The 14114-nt window shown below is 41.4% G+C and carries 11 protein-coding genes and 1 pseudogene; 4 read left to right on the top strand and 8 right to left on the bottom strand.

Translation table 11 applies throughout. The annotated features are described in order from the left end of the window. Positions 1-74: 74 nt before the first annotated feature. The 3 genes from L8106_RS26965 to L8106_RS26955 all read right to left on the bottom strand — a co-directional run bounded on the left by L8106_RS26965 (position 75) and on the right by L8106_RS26955 (position 5709). Positions 75-1955: a CHASE2 domain-containing protein gene (locus L8106_RS26965; RefSeq protein ID WP_232228583.1), complete on the bottom strand. Its 1881-nt coding sequence runs from the start codon at positions 1953-1955 to the stop codon at positions 75-77. A gap of 178 nt (positions 1956-2133) precedes the next feature. Further along, the gene (locus L8106_RS26960) at positions 2134-2928 is read right to left on the bottom strand and encodes a DUF928 domain-containing protein (RefSeq protein ID WP_009787716.1); all 795 of its coding nucleotides are present in this window, start codon (positions 2926-2928) and stop codon (positions 2134-2136) included. Positions 2929-3183: 255 nt separating this feature from the next. Next, positions 3184-5709, bottom strand: a complete 2526-nt coding sequence (locus L8106_RS26955; protein WP_009787715.1) for a CHAT domain-containing protein — start codon at positions 5707-5709, stop codon at positions 3184-3186. 356 nt (positions 5710-6065) lie between these two features. Between L8106_RS26955 and L8106_RS26950 the strand changes: the two genes are divergently transcribed. Next, complete coding sequence (locus L8106_RS26950) at positions 6066-7373, top strand: salicylate synthase (protein ID WP_009787714.1); 1308 nt, start codon at positions 6066-6068, stop codon at positions 7371-7373. Here L8106_RS26950 and L8106_RS26945 read toward each other — a convergent pair. The 4 genes from L8106_RS26945 to L8106_RS26940 form a co-directional block, all read right to left on the bottom strand. Beyond that, positions 7339-8088: a THxN family PEP-CTERM protein gene (locus tag L8106_RS26945; protein ID WP_009787713.1), complete on the bottom strand. Its 750-nt coding sequence runs from the start codon at positions 8086-8088 to the stop codon at positions 7339-7341. The two genes, L8106_RS26950 and L8106_RS26945, sit on opposite strands and share 35 nt — an antisense overlap. Further along, the gene (locus tag L8106_RS32660; RefSeq protein WP_156803840.1) at positions 8055-8267 is read right to left on the bottom strand and encodes a hypothetical protein; all 213 of its coding nucleotides are present in this window, start codon (positions 8265-8267) and stop codon (positions 8055-8057) included. The genes L8106_RS26945 and L8106_RS32660 overlap by 34 nt, the downstream gene beginning before the upstream one ends. A gap of 329 nt (positions 8268-8596) precedes the next feature. Beyond that, positions 8597-8758: a PEP-CTERM sorting domain-containing protein gene (locus L8106_RS31810; RefSeq protein WP_009787712.1), complete on the bottom strand. Its 162-nt coding sequence runs from the start codon at positions 8756-8758 to the stop codon at positions 8597-8599. 223 nt (positions 8759-8981) lie between these two features. Further along, complete coding sequence (locus tag L8106_RS26940) at positions 8982-10817, bottom strand: glycoside hydrolase family 15 protein (RefSeq protein ID WP_009787711.1); 1836 nt, start codon at positions 10815-10817, stop codon at positions 8982-8984. Positions 10818-11001: 184 nt separating this feature from the next. Here L8106_RS26940 and L8106_RS26935 point away from each other — a divergent pair, with 184 nt between their 5' ends. The 3 genes from L8106_RS26935 to L8106_RS26925 are packed head-to-tail and all read left to right on the top strand — an operon-like array spanning position 11002 to position 13776. Further along, positions 11002-12003 (top strand): NAD(P)H-dependent glycerol-3-phosphate dehydrogenase, encoded by a 1002-nt coding sequence (locus L8106_RS26935; protein ID WP_009787710.1) that lies wholly within the window; start codon positions 11002-11004, stop codon positions 12001-12003. Positions 12004-12013: 10 nt separating this feature from the next. Next, positions 12014-13396, top strand: a complete 1383-nt coding sequence (locus L8106_RS26930) for a YfcC family protein (protein ID WP_009787709.1) — start codon at positions 12014-12016, stop codon at positions 13394-13396. 44 nt (positions 13397-13440) lie between these two features. Then, on the top strand, positions 13441-13776 hold the full coding sequence (locus tag L8106_RS26925) for an MGMT family protein (protein WP_009787708.1): 336 nt from the start codon (positions 13441-13443) through the stop codon (positions 13774-13776). A 186-nt stretch (positions 13777-13962) separates the two neighbouring features. Here the strand turns inward: L8106_RS26925 and ndhE are convergent. Further along, positions 13963-14114 (bottom strand): annotated as a pseudogene (gene ndhE / locus L8106_RS26920) (photosynthetic/respiratory NAD(P)H-quinone oxidoreductase subunit E); the annotation flags it as partial.

Below are 14114 nucleotides of genomic sequence, written 5' to 3'. Positions count from 1 at the left end.
CAACAAACTGAAAACTAATATTATGGGGTTTTTTTAGAGAAGTTAGAAGTCAGAAGAAAACTAAATTGATCATCCTAAATCTGGATATCTAATACCTGATAAACATCTACCGATTTTTGTCGGCCTTTTAACTGAACATGACCAACCAAACTCGTAGAAAATAGATCCTGAATATACTGATAAGTATTATCACTAATTAATATTCGACATAGCCCCTGACCAAAAGACTTATCATAACTCTCCAAACGCGCTGCAATATTCACCGTATCGCCCAACGTGGTATAATCCATCCGTTGAGAACTGCCCAAACTCCCCGTGACCACAACCCCGGTTGCAATTCCAATTCGCATCGAAACTGTAGGCTGTCCATTTTGTTTCCATTTGTGATTGAGTGATCGCAATTTTTCCGCCATTGCCACTGCACAGGAAACCGCTAAAATCGCATCTTCGGCAATTTCTGACTCTTGAGTTCGAGGTAAAGGCACCCCAAACCCTGCCATAATCGCATCACCAATAAACTTATCAATAATCCCATCATGGCTGAGTACAGTATCGGCCATTGTATTCATGTATTCATTTAGCCAAAACATCAGACGATCCGGTTCCATTGATTCAGCGATCGTGCTAAAATCTTTAATATCAGCAAATAGAATCGTTGCCGTCATTTTCTGTCCGAGCAACTGACCTTGAGTTAACAGTTCATCACGACTTCGCCAAATCTCATCCGCAATTTTTGGGGTCAGATGACGGCCAAACAAATTCATCAAAGTTTGTCGTTCTTGACGTTGTTGATGAGCAATATAACCTGTAATTGCTGTTCCTGAACCTAACAACCCCAACAACGGGGGAATGATCGGTATCCACCAGCCCCGTAAAAAAGCTTGATAACAAATAACGGTTAAACTAATTCCAGCCAGAAGAATCCTAATAATTCCCTGAGTCGGACGATAACTCAATCCGATAGTCATTCCCACTGCTGACCACAACAAAATCCAAAACCATTCTACCGTTTCTGACCACACTTTAAATAAAGGTCGGTTATCGAGGGCAGCGCTGAGAATTTGACTGGCAATATTGGCATGAACAATCACCCCTGGCGTGCGGTCACTCATTCCGAATAAACTGCTACTGTAGGGAGTAAAAAATAAATCATTGAGACTTTGAGCGGTTGTCCCGATCAATACAATCCGATCCCGCATCAAATCTGGGGGTATCCGATCTGCTAAGATATCAGAAACCGAAACCGTTTTAAAGTTATCTAGTGAACCGCGATAGTTCAATAAAACTTGATAGCCGTTGTCATCTGCTCGTATATAACCCCCGTCATTGGCGGTAAAACGAGTAAATACCCCAAATCCTAGTTTGACTTCGCTGTTGGCTGTCATTTCTGGTGTTATCCCCTGGGTTTGTAAATACATCAACGCCAGTTGTAAGCCAATATTCATGACCATTTCACCGTCTGGGGGTTGTATGGTTAATAAAGCCCGTCTAATTTTGCCATCTCCATCCCAAACCAAATCGGCTGCACTGACTTGATTTTGCTCTTTTAACAGAGAAGGGGGAGCAATTGAGGAACCATTTGCATCACTAACAACTTTCTCAATTCCAATCAAATTGGGTGTAGTGCGATAGATGTTGAGGAGTTGTTCGTATCCGGGTGGGACAGGTAAATCTCGGTAGATGTCTAAACCAATGGCGACAGGTTGTTGTTGCTTAAGCTTCTCGATCAATTCGGCTAGGATAGTATCGGGAATCGGCCATTGTCCAATTTTTTGAATATCGGGTTCATCAATGGTAACGATCACAATGCGTTCATCAAAGGGTTCAAGAGGACGCAGACTCATCATTTGATCAAACGCTGCCCATTCGACCAATTGTAACACCCCCGCCAAACGTAATGCAATCACCAAGAAGGCGACAGCAGGAACAATTAACCAACGCCTGATAGACTTCAAAAAGGAAAACTGCGGGCGAAAGTTTAAAGTTCCTAAGCCCAAAAAAGCTTTTTTTTTTTCGGTTACGAACTTCAAACTTCATAACACCCATTGATTCGTGAGTTTGGGCAGGTTTTGAAGAAACGTTTCTCTGGCGATTACACTTCATTTTATAACTCAACCTACCCGACAAAATTAATTAGTCAATGAAGGGCTGTTGAGCCATTTCTTCGAGTCCCACAGATTTTAAAAGTTCCTCCCATTTACTAGCAAGCATTGAGTCATTCGGCTGATTTTGGCGTAAATTGGCTAAAATTCCTAAACTCTCAAACCAAATTCCGTTTTGGGCATAAACAGCAGCTTGTTCTAAAAGAGTGAGTTGCTGAAGTTGGTTAGATAAAGCACTATCAGCTTGGACTCGGCTAATTTCTCCGGTTAAAAATACAACTTCTGGTTGTTGTTGAGGGGACTGGGCTTGGCAAACCAGACCAAAAGACCAACGATAGGACTGACCGACTTTAAGCGGTACATCTGAAGGCAGTTTAACACTGATAATACCTGTTTTACCAGAAAGCGGGAGGCGAGTTTGATAAATGTCTTTATCGTTTTCGTCTTTGAGGCTAAATGCACCTTCTTGGGCTGCCATTGCAGGTACAAAGAAGTAAAATGTAGGGGTTCCTTCGATGGTTAATCCCGTTAAGTTGGAACTGATATCGTTGGATTTCTGTAGCGCAGGAACTAAAGCGGTGAGCTGGGTTTGGTTTGCTGATAAGATAGGGCAGTTATTGCCTGTACGGGAAGCCCCCCCTGCGGTACGATTTGGCATTCCTTGTCCTGCGGGGGGTTGAAACGCTACACTAACTCTTGTTTGTTGAGATGATGATTTTTCGGCTTTGACGGGTAAACTAGGGATGATCGCCAGTCCCACAGAAACCGTGACTAAAACGCTTATGAACTGTTGAGAAAAGAGTTGAGACAAATATTGTCTTTGCATTTGGGGTTGAGCCTCATAATGAAGGTGTAATTATAATCGCCAGATGCCCCAGTTTATAGTTATCCTCTGGAAGTTGAGGGTCTGATTAAACGGGTGAGCTTTGACTCCTGTTAACGGAGCTTATTACTGAGGTCGCTATGATCTAAGATAGCAATTCCCACTCTGTTATGATGCAAAAATGTTTAAGCTTTGCTTAAGTCTTTTTTAGCACTTCTATCAAGAAAGCTTAGAGAAATTGGGGAATATGCAACCGGATTAAAGCCAGTTTCCAAGCAAAACAAACGCCCCCCAATAGTAGGGATCTTTATATTGGCTTTCCTGTAACAATTTTAACTGAGCAGATCGTAGGGCTTCGGCCTTACTCACTCCCGAGAGAGTCAAGTTGCGGTAAAATTCTGTCATTAGGAGGGCTGTAGAAACATCGTTAACCTGCCATAAGGTTGCTAAGGTACTTCGCGCCCCAGAACGAACAGCAACCCCGGCTAACCCGAGTGCTGCCCTTTGATCACCTGTCGCAGTTTGACAAGCACTCAACACTAAGAGTTCAATGGGTTGAAGATCATTTTGAGAAGATCGCAATAACCGATCAAAATCTTTGACATTAATTCGACCATCCCAAGTTAATAGAAATGTCTCCTCCGCTTGAGAACTAAACTGACCATGAGTGGCTAAATGAACAATTGAAAACGATCTTTGATTTAATTGTTTTTCTAATACCTCCTGGGTAAACTCTTGATTGAGGAATGCTGTCGTCGGAACTAAAGATTGAATTTGTTCGAGTTCAAACTCAACCGCAGGTAAAGCTGCAAAGCCTTGACTAGCTTCACTTAATCCCACTATTAAGGTTTGTAGAGATTTTTCGCTTAGTGATCGCGGTGCCAACAGTTGTAAACTTGGAGTCAAAGCAAGATTGTATTTTTCAATCAAATACTGTTGCCCATCGTAAAGGGCTGCCATCGGCAGATTTCGCAGAGAACCATCCAATACAAATACGAGGGTTTTGATGTGACTAGCATCAAGATCGGCTTCTGCTGGACGCACTAACCAATTATACACCTGCTTAGAGAGAGTCAAACGTTCCTCAGATGAAAACACCGGAACAAATAGCTGTCGCAGTTTTCCGACTGTCACATCCACTTTTTGGGAGTCTATGGGTGTAGAATAGGAACGTAGAGGTTGACCAGGTAAAGACAAAATCACCTCTAAGCGAGACTCTAGGATAATCGGATAAATAATCGCCGCTGACCGATCAACTTGATCAATTGCCGTGGGTTGAATATCCGCATCTAGACAAGCTTCCCGAAAGAAATTATCTAATTCTGCCAGTTGTAAGGACTCAATTAACTCTCGGGCTTGTTTGAGATTTTCCTGACTGGGAACCTCACCGGGAGCAGGCGGTTGTAAAATTAAACTGACTAACTGCCGATAAACGGGTTCAACACTCTCTCGAAAGGAAAACTGAACATCGGGATCAACCGCAACTAGATCCGTTCTCAACGATTCTAACGTGTTGACCGCTTCAGAATAAGCTGCGATCGCCGTTTGGGTTTTTCCTTGGGCTTTTAACAGTCTACCTAACTGCCATTGCCAACGATAACTAATATCGGGTGCATTGATCGCTTGGGCTAACAGTAAAGCTTGTTCACTCAGACGTTGCGCCATTTCCCATTGTTGGGTTTGTTCGTAAACTGCTGCTAAACTACCTAAACTGTAGGCTTGCGCTCTAGTATCTTGTAGTTCTCGGGCGATCGCAATGGCTTCGCTTAAAAGGTCAACTGCAACTTCTATTTCCGGTTGAGATAAGTTCAGCACACTTTCGGCTAAATTCACCCGCAGATAAACCGTTGTCCGACTTGCAGGTTGCTGAGATAATTGTACTCGGATTTGTCGCCATAATGCGATCGCTGAATCATGACTTTCTGTTTCTGTGATCTCGACTTCGGTTAACAGACGCAGATGGTTAAGTTGGGCTTGAATTTGAGTTAGGGGAGAAGTCGCCGCGCGCGCTGCTTCCTGGTAAGCATTGATCGCCTTTTGGGGTTGCTGTTGGGCGCGATAGGTATTTCCCAAACTGAGTAAAATTTCGGCTTGGGTTTGAGTCGCATCTAGAAGTTGAGCAATTTCTAAACTTTCTTGTAAAATCGTTTCAGAGGGATTGAGATCCCCAACCACTCGTAAAGCTTCCCCCAAACTTCGCAGTCCTGTTGCTTTGAGTAAAGAGTCGGGTTGCGATCGCAATTTTTCCTGAATTTGCTGTAATGTTTTTAAGGCTTGGCGGTAGAGTCCTAACGCTTGTAAGGCTTGTGCTTGGTTAATCTCAGTTGTGAGAACTCCGTTGAGATCTTGGGCTTGATCAAATCGTTTAGCCGCTTGTTTCCACGTCTCTAAGGCTTGTTCGGGCTGTCCTTGCTGTAGGAATAGTTGACCTTGAATATTGAGGACAGAGGCGAAAATACGGGGTTCTGAGATCGGTTTTAACAGCATGATACTGCTATTAATGGCGGTTGTCGCTTGTTCCCACTCTCCCAATTTTTGCCAAACTAACGCCAGATTACTCAAGGCGATCGCTTGATTGAGGGGATCTCCCTGGGTAGCGAAGTCAGAGACAGCTTGTTGAAGGAGTTCAGCCGAAGCCCGATAGTTTCCTGCTTCGTAAAGTTGTCGGCTTTGTTGCAAGGTGTGATCGGGTGAGTCGGGCGGGGGTAAACTTAATGCAGGTTGAGTCTCCAAAATTAAGAGTAGGAGAATTCTCCCTGCGATAGATGCTCGTTTGGGGATCATATCTGGTTCGTTTAATAGAACTGTATAATCTTATTCAGTCGATTTTCTCTAATCAGTGCAATTCTCAAAGTTCAGATCAGCTTGTTGACTAAGTTTGCTTGACAGATGTTCACGAGAATGCTAAAGTCACTGCCTGAGATTCTAGTTGACCCGTCGCTTCACTTCAGTTGCTTGGATCAATTCTAACGATACGAACTTAGCCTAGAAATCGTTCTCAGGAGAAAAAATTCCTGAACTGATTGAAATCTGCAACAGTTTTTAATCAGAATCGAAAGGGTACAAATGGTACATTAAAAAAATTGAAACTTTCACCCTAAACACCATTAACTGGCTTGGTGTACTTTAATCTATACTCAATGCTGACTTATCAAGAACGATTTATCCCCGGTCAAATAGACTCCCTGATTTTGTTGCAAAATCTGCTAGAATCTGGGCTATTTTTTGATTATATGATGTACCACCAAAAACAGGAGGTTCGCATCGCAGCGAATGCTTTAGCTGTCATCTCTGTTAGTCTAGAAGAACTTTCAATTCAGAGTTTAGATCAACTGCAATTACAACCCATCCAAGATCCTTTCAAACAAGTCGAATCAGCATTTGCAAATTTACCGATTGAGAATTGGACAGCCTATGGCTATATTAGCTTTGATATGGCTCGTTTCTATTATCCTTATACCAAAGCAATTAATCAACCTCTACTGTATTTTTTTGTCCCTGAAACTGAACTCCGTATCACCTCAGAAGGAGTTTATATCAAAAGTTTAAATCATTTATCTAAGTTACAAGCCATCTGTGAACTAGAAACGGCTTCAAAATCCTATTCTGCGACGACAATACCTGAATTGTATTTTACGGAAAAACAACAATATATTCAAAAAGTTGAACAACTGATTCAAGCCATTCAAGCCGGAGAACTACAAAAAGCAATTATTTGTCGTTCGATTCAATTTTCGGGAGAACTTGATCTTTTAGGAACTTATGCACTCGGTTATCAAGGAAATCATTCTGCACGTTCCTATTGTTTTCAGTTTGGAGAAGTGCAAGGGGTTGGATTTAGTCCAGAAATTTTAATGGAAATTCATGCTGATCATTGGATAGTCACAAATCCTTTGGCGGGAACTCGACCCCGAGGGAAGAATTTAGAAGAAGATCAGCAGCTTCAGCGAGAACTTTTTACGGATGCGAAAGAAGTCAAAGAACACGCCCTTTCAATTTTATTAGTTCAACGAGAAATGAGCGAAATTTGTGTTAAAAACACGGTGAAAATATCAGATTTTATGCAGGTCAAAAAATATCCTTATGTTCAACATTTATCCTCTCATGTTGTCGGACAACTACAAGCGGATAAAACACCTTGGGATGCTTTAAAAGCGTTGTTTCCAGCGATTACGGTTTCAGGAATTGAAAAAACTCAGGCGATTGCTTGGATTGATCGTTTAGAAGATACACCCAGAGGGATTTATGCGGGGGCGATTGGTTGGTTGAACGGGGAAGGACAAGCTGATTTTGCAATTCCAATTCGTTCAGCTTATCAATATGGAAATAGCATTCATTTGAACGCCGGGGCGGGAATTATGGGTGAATCTATTCCCCAAAGAGAGTACATTGAATGTGGCAACAAAATGAATACTATTTTAACCAATCTCGTTTTAAAATCCGATTAGTTAAGATTAAGCCCAAAGCTAAAATACCGCCCAGTGTTTGCGGTTCGGAAACTTGTTTTCCTGGCTGTGTAGAAAATGCTGTTAGGTTTTCAACTGCTGTAATTTTCCCATATAAAATGGCTTCTGATGTCTCATATTCTTGGGAAATAAAATCACTGAGAATAGATTGATCAGCACCATAACTAAAGCCAACTAAGGATAAAGTATAGCTAACTCCATCGATTTCAAAGCTTTCCGGTGAGAAAGCAGTTGGAAAGGAAATCTTGTCAGAACAGGCTTTTGTACTGACGTATGGACAGTTTCCACTATTGGGAGTTTCGTCGATTTCTAAGTTGAAATCAAAGGTTTTTAACCCCAATTCTGCAAAATCTAAATCAAGGCTTAAATTAACCGCAGAGGCGGCTGTATTTCCATAAATAACGTTATTGAAATGACTCAGAATGCCAATTTGAAAAACATTTTCGAGTTCAATATCTGTCGAATCAATACCTGTAAACCCAAGTCCACTTTGTTTTCCTGGAGTAACTGGATTTCCCCAACGAATTTGGTTGTCTTCGCCTATGGTTTGGTACTGAATAAAATTGCCGTCGATAGGGTTACTCCAACTTCCCGAAGAACCGTTTAAAGTTAACGCATTCGCCGCAGTTCCCACCAAAGCAAAGGCTGAAGTAAAAACAGAAGTTAACAGCAAGTTAACAGAAGGTTTTGAAAACATAAATCACGGGAAATAGTCCGGTAGAGTGGAAGCCCCGTGTCTTTAGACCGGGGAGGAAACTCGACACGAGCGGTTTTAACCGCCTGTAAAAAAATTAATGGGGGTATGGTTGCCCCCACACCCATTTCTAGGGTAATGTTTGCCTCGCCAATGTTATCGGTCGGTACTTTCCACAACACACTGTCTTACCCCTCGTAGGACTGTTTAATGCTGTGGTTCTAGAGCCGGAGACTGGCCACGCATCTCCGGGTAGGAACTTTAACTCTTGCCGATAACGTAGCCTTCAAGGGACTTAGGCTGGTCAGCTACCTAAAAAGAGAGGCATGATGCCCCGTCTCTTTAGAGCGGGGTGCTGACTCCATAGAGAAAGATCATTAACTTGCCTATTAGGATAGAGTCAATTTCTCTAAGAGAGACAAAAAATTAACAGAATTTTACAATTGAGTTCTCATCAATTTTTATTAGAATATAGGATAAATTTTGCTCATCCTATATTCTAGAACATTACCTATTTTTTCTGACGACTGAATGCAGCCCCTAATGCACTAAAGATGAGTAAACCCGCAGTTGTTGTTGGTTCAGGTACGGACTTACTTTCTTCGAGGTATGCAAACAAATTACCCGCATCAAAAGGCGCATTATCAAAACTTGGATTGAGAGAAACAAACACAGGAAATCCACTTGGATCAACAAAAGTTCGTCCTTGATTTTCGCCCGGTGCTGACTCTGTATCGACATTTATTGAAGGAGTTTATCGTTTACCGTGAAGCGTTTTGCCTTTTAAACGTCACAGATCCAGTCAAATTCAAGGAAAAGAGATCGCTATTCTCAAAGGACAGGAACAGCGATCGCAATGGGTTTAAAAAATCAAAAGAAAAGTAGTAACCAACCTATTATTCATGCTCTCCGAGGGCTTTGTTGAGGTTCCAAGCCGCACTAATCAAAGCTAAATGTGTAAAGGCTTGGGGAAAATTGCCGAGCGCTTCTCCTGTCGGGCCAGTTTCTTCAGCAAAGAGTCCAACATGGTTAGCATAACCGATCATTCCTTCAAACATCAAACGAGCAGATTCTAAACGTTTTTGATCGAGATGTCCGGCGCGAGTCAGGGCTTCAACAAGCCAGAATGTACAAATATTAAATGTTCCTTCTTCCCCTTCTAAACCGTCATGAGTTTCATCAACGTTGTAACGATAAACGAGATTATCTGAAACCAATCCTCCCTGTTCTGGGGGTTTATTCATCGCATCTAGCGTTTTCAACATTCGTGGGTCAGTGGGAGAGAGGAAAAACACTAACGGCATCATTAAATTCGCGGCATCGAGGGTATCACTGCCGTAATATTGCATAAAAGATTGTCGTTCTTCGTCCCAACCTTTTTCCATAATTTCTTCATAGATTTTGTCGCGAGTTTCTAACCAATGTAGACGTTCAGCCGGAAAAGAACGTTTGTCAGCCAGTCGTATCCCCCGATCTAGGGCAACCCAACACATCAAACGAGAATAGACAAAAGCTTGTTCATCGCCCCGCATTTCCCAAATGCCTTGATCTTTCATTTGCCAGTTATCGCAAACCCAGTTAATTAGTTTTCGCAGTTGGGACCAAAGTTCATAGGAAATCGGAGTACCATATTTATTGTACAAATAAACCGAATCCATCAACTCGCCGTAGATATCTAACTGACGTTGTGTGTAGGCTTCATTCCCGATCCGAACTGGACTTGATTGACGATATCCTTCTAAATGATCGAGGGTTTCTTCAGTCAAAATATGACGACCATCAATCCCATAAACAATTTGTAGCGTACCATCAGCATTGAGTTCTTTACACCGATTTTCTATCCATCCCATGAATTTCTCTGCTTCTTCGGTGAAGCCAATTCGCATCAAGCCATATAACGTAAAGGCTCCATCTCGTACCCAAGTATAACGATAATCCCAGTTTCGTTCTCCGCCAATGCCTTCTGGTAAACTACAGGTTGGAGCGGCAATAATCGCACCTGTCGGTTCAAATGTCAGGAGTTTTAAGAGTAATGCTGAACGTTCGACCATCTCCCGCCAACGTCCCCGATAAGTACATTTAGACAGCCAGTTTCGCCAATAGTTGACCGTATGCTTAAATAATTCTGTGGCTTGGGAAGGCTTAATCGGTAAACCACAACCCGCCCCGGCTTCAGTTCCTTGTAAGACAAAGACGGCGATTTCTCCCGCTTCTAAGACAAATTTGGCACAGACACCTTTATTTTTCGGTTCGAGGGGAATATCGGTGGCAAGTCCCAAATTCTGGGTTGAGGAGTAGAAACAGGCACCTTTGGGGGTGATGTCGATTTCGTGTTCATCGCGACAGTAGTTGAAAGCAGGTTCACATTCAGCAATAAAGGTCATGCTACCGCGAACGACTCGCACTTCTCGGACTAGGGAATGATAGCCGATTTCGTCTTCTCCTAAACCAACGGGCATAAAATCAACAATTTCACCCACACCATCGGAGGTTAAAAAACGGGTAACGAGAATATTACTTTCCGGCCAATAAAGTTGTTTTTGAGTAACATCAGGAATAGCTGGGGAAATCTTGAAATATCCGCCTTTATCTTGATCTAAAATTGATGCAAATACACTGGGGGAGTCGTGATTTGGAAAACAAAACCAGTCTATTGAGCCATTACGTCCCACCAAGGCGGTGGTATACATATTGCCGATAATACCGTAATTTTGAATGGGTTGATAGCTCATTGTTTGGCTTAAATAAAATTTAATTCTGTGCTTGCCCTGGGTCGGAGCGAGCGGTGATCAGTGCGATCCCCATTTTAGTTCTTCTCTTTAATAACATTACTTTTCCGGCGAGTTCTGTATATGTAAGGTATATTTTAGATTTAACTCAACAATTAAACCCTGCTTTGCTATTTGTGAATTTATGATGCCATCTAATTTCCAGACAAAGACCTCAGAAAATCTCAATTCATCTTTAAGTTCTCAGCCCAAATTACTAGCGATTTTAGGTGCAGGTGCTTGGGGTTCTGCATTAGCAGGTTTAGCTCGGTATAATGGTCATCAAGTTCGGATTTGGTCGCCAAGTTTAGGCAATTCAATAGAGGAAGTGGTTGCAGATGTAGATTTAGTGCTTTCTGCGGTTTCTATGCCTGGAGTTTCCCCAACTTCAACTCAAATTCAAAGCATCAAATTAAAAGAAAATATTCCGATTGTTACGGCAACAAAAGGTCTGGATAAAGACACAACTTTTACTCCTTCACAAATTTGGTCGAGTCGGTGTTCTGATCATCCCATTGTTGTGCTTTCTGGGCCGAATTTATCTAAAGAGATTGAACAAGAATTACCCGCGACAACTGTGGTAGCAAGTCAAAATATAAATGCAGCAAAAATTGTGCAGCAAGTGTTTTCTTCTAAACGGTTTCGCGTCTATACCAGTTCTGATCCGGTGGGAACGGAGTTAGGCGGAACTCTCAAAAATGTGATTGCGATCGCGGCTGGAGTTTGCGATGGTTTACACTTAGGAATGAATGCTAAAGCCGGATTATTAACTCGGGCTTTACCCGAAATTATTAGAATTGGAACGCATCTCGGTGGAAAAACAGAAACCTTTTTTGGGTTATCTGGTTTAGGAGATATGTTAACAACGTGTAGTAGTGATTTAAGTCGCAATTATCGGGTGGGTTATGGACTCGCCCAAGGTAAAACTTTAGAACAGGTTTTATCAGATTTAGGGAGTACAGCAGAAGGGGTTAATACAACGAATGTTTTAATTGAAATTGCTCGTCGAGAACAGATTAATGTTCCGATTTCTGGACAGGTTTATCGATTATTAAACAATCAAATTTCTCCCCAAGAAGCGGTAGAAGCGTTAATGGAACGAGACTTAAAGCCTGAATTCTCCTCAGAAACAATTCCACCTAAACTGTAAAAATTATCCCATGAAAAAATTTAAACTACCAGATACGCTTGTCATTTCTTCTGGTATTCTTCTTTTGATTATTGTTCTAACTTGGATTATTCCTGCTGGAGAATACGTTCGAGAAATAGTCGGAAATCGTATTCTTGTTGTACCGGGTTCTTATCAAGTTGTAGAGTCTTCCCCTCAAAGTATTTTTAGCTTTTTTATTGCTCCCATTAAAGGATTTGTTTCAGCGGCTGAAGTGATTGCTTTTATTTTTTTTGTTGGGGGTGCATTTGGCTTGGTAAATGCTACAGGTTCTATCGATGCAGGATTAGAAAAATTAGTTCATTTAACGATTAGAAATCCGGCGTATAAATGGCTAATCATTCCGATATTAATTCTTGCTTTTTCCTTCTGTGGGGCGAGTTTTGGTATGAGTGAAGAAGTGTTAGTTTTTGTATTAATCACAATTCCCTTAGCGCAAGCTTTGGGTTATGATAAAATCACCGGGGTTGCTATTCCTTTTGTCGGGGCAGGTGTCGGCTTTGCTGGAGCATTTTTAAACCCGTTTACTGTTGGAGTTGCTCAAGGAATTGCTCAAGTTCCACTATTTAGCGGAATTCGTTACCGACTTTTAGTTTGGGCTGTATTTTCTGTGATGGCGATCGCTTATATTTTGTGGTATATTTATCGTCAAGATGTTAATCGGGAAAATAGTCTTTTATATTCCCTGGAAACAACAAAAATATCAGAAGCAAAAGTTAGAGAATATCCGCTAACTGTTAATAGAATTATTGTTTTAATTCTCTTTTTACTCACAATTTTTACTCTCGCTTGGGGTGTCACCACTCAAGGATGGTATATTACCGAAATAGCCGGATTATTCTTAGGTTTAGGAATTTTTTCGTCATTAATAGGTGGACTTTCTCTTTCTCAAACCACCAACGCTTTTGTTGAGGGGGCAAAAGAAATGATGATGGCTTGTTTAATTGTGGGATTTTGTAAGGGGATTTTAATTGTTGCCACAGAAGGGAAAATTATCGACACTATTTTATTTCAAATTACCCAAATAGTTGAAAGTTTACCTGCGGTGATTTCGGTACAAGCAATGTTTTGGTTTCAAGCGATTTTAAACTTCTTTGTTCCTTCGGGTTCAGGACAAGCTGCGTTAACTATGCCAATTATGGCGCCGTTGAGTGATTTACTCGGAATTTCCCGACAAACCGCAGTATTAGCCTTTCAAATGGGAGATGGTTTAAATAATCTGATTATCCCCACCAGTGGCGTGACAATGGGGGTTCTTTCTATCGCTAAAATTCCCTATGAAATTTGGTTACGTTGGATTATGCCGTTAATGGTTTCTTTGTTTTTAGGGGCGATGTTTTTCCTGTTTATTGCTGTTCAAATTGGCTGGAGTTAAACCTCACTTATCACTCTACTCTTTCCTCTTTAGAGAAATAATTTATGTCTACCTATGATAAAATTTATGATATTGTTCGTCAAATACCTGTAGGAAAAGTTGCGACTTACGGACAAGTTGCAGAGTTGGCAAATTTAGCCGGAAAAGCCCGTTTAGTCGGTTATGCGTTGTATCGAGTTGATATTCAATCTTCTGATATTCCCTGGTATCGGGTGATTAACGCTAAAGGCGAAATTTCTCATTCAACCTTACGTCAGGGAACAGATTATTATCAAAAAACACGACTTGAAGAAGAAGGGATAGTCTTTACTTCAGACGGGAAAATCAAGCTAAGTCAATATCAATGGCAACCGTCTTATGAGATGGGAATTTTAAATTAATTTAACATATTATATTATTCGCCTAAATTCCCCGCCCCCGTGACCCCGCCCCCTAAATCCCCCAATTATGGGGGACTTTGAAAGTTGGGGGTAATTGGGGGACTTTCTATTTGATTTATTCCGTTGCAAAGGGTAAGTGTTTGTTTCATTTCCTCCTTTACAAACGGGGTGTTAGAGGGGATTAAATTACCACTTCAACAGGTTAAATTCTTCCATATCAACCGTATTGCGGTTTCGATAAATGGTTAATACAATTGCTAAACCGACAGCCGCTTCTGCTGCTGCAACGGTAATTACAAACACTGTAAAGACTTGACCTTTGATATTGGTTCCATCCA

The organism is Lyngbya sp. PCC 8106, from assembly GCF_000169095.1.
Classification (GTDB): domain Bacteria; phylum Cyanobacteriota; class Cyanobacteriia; order Cyanobacteriales; family Microcoleaceae; genus Capilliphycus.
The sequence above is the reverse complement of the archived record's forward strand: the minus strand, read 5'-3'. Positions and strand labels throughout refer to the sequence as shown.